Raw genomic sequence first — 5046 nt, forward strand, 5'->3', positions numbered from 1 at the left:
CCTTTTTTAAAAAAAGCAGAATCATGCAGCAGACAACAAGCACAAAGAGACCTTATAAACGCTTTTAACAGATTTTATAATCATGATTTAAAATCAAATTATCCAGTTTTAAAAACACGTAAAAAAGTAAAAAAATTCACATTTCGTATAATGAACAACAATAACAACGTAAGAATAACCAAAGACAAAAAAAGATATTACAAAATAAAACTAGCCAAATTAGGAATAGTAAAATTCAAAACCAGCAAAAAATACAAAGAACTACTAATACAAGGAAGCGACCCAAACGATTCCAGTGTAATAATCAAACATGTTACAGTTAAAAGAGTCAACGATGCTTATTATGCAGTTTTCAACATAGAATACATACACATTCCAGAAACAATAACCGGTCCGCTTATGCAAGTGGGAATTGATATCGGATGCAGTAAACTAGCTGTCATATCCAATGGTGAAGAGATACCCAATCTTGACCTAAACGAGGAAACAGAAAACATCATACGATATCAAAAAGACATGGACCGCCGCAAACCAGGTTCTATAAGATATGAGGAATCACGCAGATTATACAACAAATGGATGCGCAAACTAATAAACAAAAGAGAGGACTATTACAATAAAAATGTAGCGTATATTGTTAAAAACAGTTCTTTTGTTGCAGTTCAAAATGAAAACGTCATATCGTGGAAACACAACAAATGCTTAAGTCACGGCATACAATTAAACGCACCAAGATCTTTTTTAGACAAATTAGAACGCAAATGCGAAGATAAAGATGTGGAATTTGTTAAAGTTCCACGTAATTTTCCATCCACTCAAATCTGCAGCAACTGTAAAAAAAGAAACAAAAAAATCAGCGGACTCGGAAATATTAAAATACGAGACTGGGACTGTCCGCATTGTCACGCTCATCACAATCGTGACGTTAATGCGGCAAAAAACATCCTTGATAAAGGATTAGAAAATCGTCGGGACGACGGTGCAGTAAAAATCCCCCAAAATTAATAATATTATGGGGTTTGCGAATCCCCGTCGTCTACACGGCGGGGAAGTTCAACACCAAAATCAAGTATAAAACTTTAAATACTAATCTGATTAATTATAGTTAAAGGTGATAATATGGCAAACCTTGACAAATCAATTGAAGAAGAAATTTTAGCAATTGTTGAAAAATACCAAAAAGAAAACACAAAACTGTTGAACTACCTCATAACCGATGATGAGATAACATTTTTCTCTCCAATTGGTAATGGTAGTGAAATAACTGCTAGTGACTTGCAGAAAGTTGCTGATATCTTGAAAGGTTCCTTTATTGGAATGGAAATTGTAAACCAGGAATACAGGTTTAAATTCAAAATGGGCATTTAGATGCTCATTTTATTCTCTTTTTAAATATTCCTGAGTGAGTTTACACTCACTCATGCATTTTGTACAACCGAGACCTGCTTTATACTGGTCAATGATGTATTCGCCGCAAACTTCAATATCTATAATATCTTCCCTATTCAATCGGTCGTTCCATTTTTGAGGATTGATTGCACCGACAGGACATGCCTTCTGGCAGTTTTCACAATCATCACACTCTGAATCTGTAACAGGTTCGCCGAATTCCAGTGGCATATCTGTCAATATTGCTCCAAGAGCTACTGCAGAACCGTATTCGGGTGTTACAAATAGTGCTGATCTTCCAATCCATCCAAGACCTGATTTTGTAGCTATTGTTTTATATGGGAGAATGCTCAATAGTTTTTCCATATCACATTCATTGCGGCTCATTGTCAGGGCAAATGCATTGTATCCGAGATTTTTAATGTATTCTTCACCTTTGAGGGCTATTTCGGTTAATTTTGCAATTTGGGCATGAAAACATTTCCAGTACTCTTTATAGTCTTCATCTTCAACTAACTGCATTGCTTTTTTGGGCAATTTCAAAACAAGGCTGATTCCATTTGGAAGATCAATGAATTCACTGGCCAGTCCATCAACATCAGCATAACCGACTTTGCTCACGCCAAGTTCGAGAAGATATTTTTCAACTTCATCCATATGCTTAATTTTATAAACTATTAAATAAAATATTATTGTTAGTGATTAAATGAAAGATATAGATGTTTTAATTGAAGCTTTACCTTATATCAAAAAGTTTCATGATGAAAAAATTTTAATTAAGTATGGTGGACATGCAATGGTGGATGACGAGGCAAAGTCATCTACAGCTCGTGATACAGTTTTACTCAAATATGTAGGTATGAAACCTATCATTGTTCATGGAGGAGGTCCTGAAATTTCCAGATCAATGGATAAGTTAGGTAAGGAACCTAAATTCATTAAAGGACTTCGTGTAACTGACGAAGAAACAATGGAAATTATTGAAATGGTATTGGTCGGTAAAATTTCAACAGAAATTGTTTCAGAACTTATCAAACATGACGGTGATGCAATCAGTTTATCAGGAAAAGATTCAAGTCTGATATTTGCCCACAAAAAGGAAGCAAGCAGAATCGATGAGGAAATCGTTGATTTGGGTCTTGTAGGTGAAGTCGACTGTATCAATACTGATCTACTTGAAATGTTTATTGACAATGATTATATTCCAGTAATATCTCCTATAGGTATTGCCGAAGATGGAACAAGCCTTAACTTGAATGCGGACACTGCAGCAGGCGAAGTTGCAAGTGCAATGGGTGCAGAAAAGTTAATTATCTTAACTGATGTTCCTGGTGTTTTAAGAGACCCTAATGATCCAGATTCATTGATTCAAAAGATTAGAATTGATGAGGTTCCTGGATTAATTGAGGAGGGCGTTATCTCTGGAGGTATGATTCCAAAAATAGAAACCTGTGTTCAGGCTATTGAAAATGGGGTTAAATCCTGTCACATCATTGATGGGCGTAAAAAACACTCATTGCTTTTGGAAGTCTTTACCACTGATGGTATCGGGACCATGATTTTTAAATAATCATGATATTAGACTATAGCTATTTTCAACTAGTCTAAATAATTCCCCATCACCTATTCTCTCATCCAGTGGAATGGTTATCCAGTATTTCTTGTTCATGTGATATCCTTGCAAAATTACCTCACCGTCAATGACTTTGGATGCATTATCATGTTTTAGAACAACTATTTCAATTTCTCCTTCACCTTCAAGGCCGATTTTTGTTTTGTCAAGTGCAACCAGAAGAGCAAACCATTTATTGTTAAATTTGTTTCTGTAAATGGCATCCTTTGGGAATTTCTTCCATAGGAACTCCAAATCGCAACCAAACTTATTTTCCACATATTTCATCAATCTTTTTGATTGTGGGAATTTAAAAACATGGGGTCTTGTGCATTTGTCAATTATGTCTTCAATTATGCTTTCATATTCCATTTTTAATTCTGCTGCAAATCTTCCGATTGGTGTTTTGACATCCACTAAAACATAATCCTCATCTAACTCCAAATCAATTACTCTGGCCGTTAAAGTATCATTTTCATAAGTTATTACAGCTTTGAAATTAGGTTGGGAAAGTATTTTTTCAAAAATATAATCATGATTGAAACCATAATCAATTAGTTTATCCGGGATTATGATTCTATTTTCCACAAGATTGGACAAATCTCTCATGAAATAATATTTCAAAATTAATATATTTAATATTAATTTGGCTTTTACATCAAATAATTTTTGAAAAAATCACCAAAAAATATACTGATTTATATATATATTATTAAAAATTTAACTATAATTATGAAAGAGTATAGCAGTACTGACGAAAAAATTATCAAAGCTACATTTAAAATTCTTCAAGAGGAAGGTTTTGCTAAGGCAACTACCAAAAAAATAGCTGCCGAAGCTGGTGTGAATGAAGTAACTATTTTTAGAAATTTTAAAAATAAGAATAATCTGGTTGAATCTACAAAAGATTATTATCTTGACTTATTTATTAATCAGTTGGAAGAAATCTTTGAGTTTGAAGAGGATCAAGGAATTGAAGAATATCTCAAAATTTCATTTTTCGGTATTTTAAATCTTTCAGATGAAGATTTCAGTATACTTAGGGTAGCTATGGAAGAAGTTAGGGAGATTCCTGAGAAAAAAATCTTAATTTCAGATATCACTGATGTAATATTGAATAAATTGGAAGCATTTTTCAAATTGAAAATAGAAAAAGGCGTAATTCGGGAAGTCAATCCTAAATCATTGGCTATTATGTGCTTTGGTATGTTGTTCCAGTCTGTTATATTGTGGAAAATATATAATCATGACCTTGATTTTGAAACAAATTATTATGCTGATGATTTAATAAATATAATGTTTGAGGGCATAAATCCGTAATGTTGGCGCTTAAAGAAGCGCCAATCAACAGATTTTTAACTAAACTAGTTGTATCCATGTTCCATTTCATTTTGTTTACATTCAGTTATTTTAACAACATTACCTAATATTTCTCCAAATATGTGAATTCAGGGTTAATTCCATCATAGGTAGCTGAAGTCATTGCTAATCTCATTGATCCTGCTGCACAGCCTCCAAATGCACCACTTAATGCATCACTGATTATTAAAGTTGCAGCAAGTGTAGCTCTATCATAGTTTATATCAAATTTGTGTTCTATAATTAATCCTGCGCTGAGTGCACCTATTCCAGCACCTACTGCTGCGCCTACTGCAAAACCTGCTACTGGATTTGCTGTAAGGATTCCTGCGGCAATACCTGCACCTATGCTTAATATTGTGCCCCCTATAGTTATCCATTTGGTTTTGGTTGCGCTATAACTTTCGGCATAGTGAACAATTCCGGTGCCGTCACTGCAGTCTTTTCCATCAACTATTACTTTACCGCCTTTTCCGTTGCAGATATTATCTCCTTCGCCGTAAGCATAATTGCCGTGGAATCCGCAGTTGTTTATTCTTAAAGTACCTTGATTGAAGATTGCACCACCGTTTTTCGCATAATTGTTTAGGAATGAGCAGTTGTTCAGATGCATTCTCCTGTGTTGATAATTGCAGCACCCCAATCCCTCTGAATCATATAATCCATTTTATTGTTTGAGAGTGTGA

The 5046-nt window shown here is 34.2% G+C and carries 7 protein-coding genes; 4 read left to right on the forward strand and 3 right to left on the reverse strand.

Features of this window, described 5'->3' with window-relative positions; translation table 11 throughout:
* On the forward strand, window positions 1-1005 hold a 1005-nt coding region (locus IJI93_RS10460), incomplete at its 5' end, for a transposase (protein ID WP_292822726.1).
* A gap of 114 nt (window positions 1006-1119) precedes the next feature.
* Window positions 1120-1368, forward strand: a complete 249-nt coding sequence (locus tag IJI93_RS10465; protein WP_292808105.1) for a hypothetical protein — start codon at window positions 1120-1122, stop codon at window positions 1366-1368.
* A 9-nt stretch (window positions 1369-1377) separates the two neighbouring features.
* Here IJI93_RS10465 and IJI93_RS10470 read toward each other — a convergent pair whose 3' ends face one another.
* Entirely contained in the window at window positions 1378-2046 is a 669-nt protein-coding gene (locus IJI93_RS10470) for a reductive dehalogenase domain-containing protein (RefSeq protein WP_292808106.1), read from the reverse strand.
* Window positions 2047-2095: 49 nt separating this feature from the next.
* On the opposite strand from IJI93_RS10470, the gene argB reads away from it, so the two are divergent.
* Window positions 2096-2959: an acetylglutamate kinase gene (gene argB, locus IJI93_RS10475; protein WP_292808107.1), complete on the forward strand. Its 864-nt coding sequence runs from the start codon at window positions 2096-2098 to the stop codon at window positions 2957-2959.
* Here the strand turns inward: argB and IJI93_RS10480 are convergent, their stop codons facing one another.
* Window positions 2960-3610, reverse strand: a complete 651-nt coding sequence (locus IJI93_RS10480; protein WP_292808108.1) for an MmcQ/YjbR family DNA-binding protein — start codon at window positions 3608-3610, stop codon at window positions 2960-2962.
* A 123-nt stretch (window positions 3611-3733) separates the two neighbouring features.
* Here IJI93_RS10480 and IJI93_RS10485 point away from each other — a divergent pair, with 123 nt between their 5' ends.
* On the forward strand, window positions 3734-4321 hold the full coding sequence (locus IJI93_RS10485) for a TetR/AcrR family transcriptional regulator (RefSeq protein ID WP_292808109.1): 588 nt from the start codon (window positions 3734-3736) through the stop codon (window positions 4319-4321).
* 103 nt (window positions 4322-4424) lie between these two features.
* Here IJI93_RS10485 and IJI93_RS10490 read toward each other — a convergent pair whose 3' ends face one another.
* Window positions 4425-4973 carry a hypothetical protein gene (locus IJI93_RS10490; RefSeq protein ID WP_292808110.1) on the reverse strand — a complete coding sequence of 183 codons (549 nt, stop codon included), beginning with the start codon at window positions 4971-4973 and terminating at the stop codon, window positions 4425-4427.
* Window positions 4974-5046: the final 73 nt, after the last annotated feature.

The organism is Methanobrevibacter sp. (genome assembly GCF_017431965.1).
Lineage (GTDB): Archaea > Methanobacteriota > Methanobacteria > Methanobacteriales > Methanobacteriaceae > Methanocatella.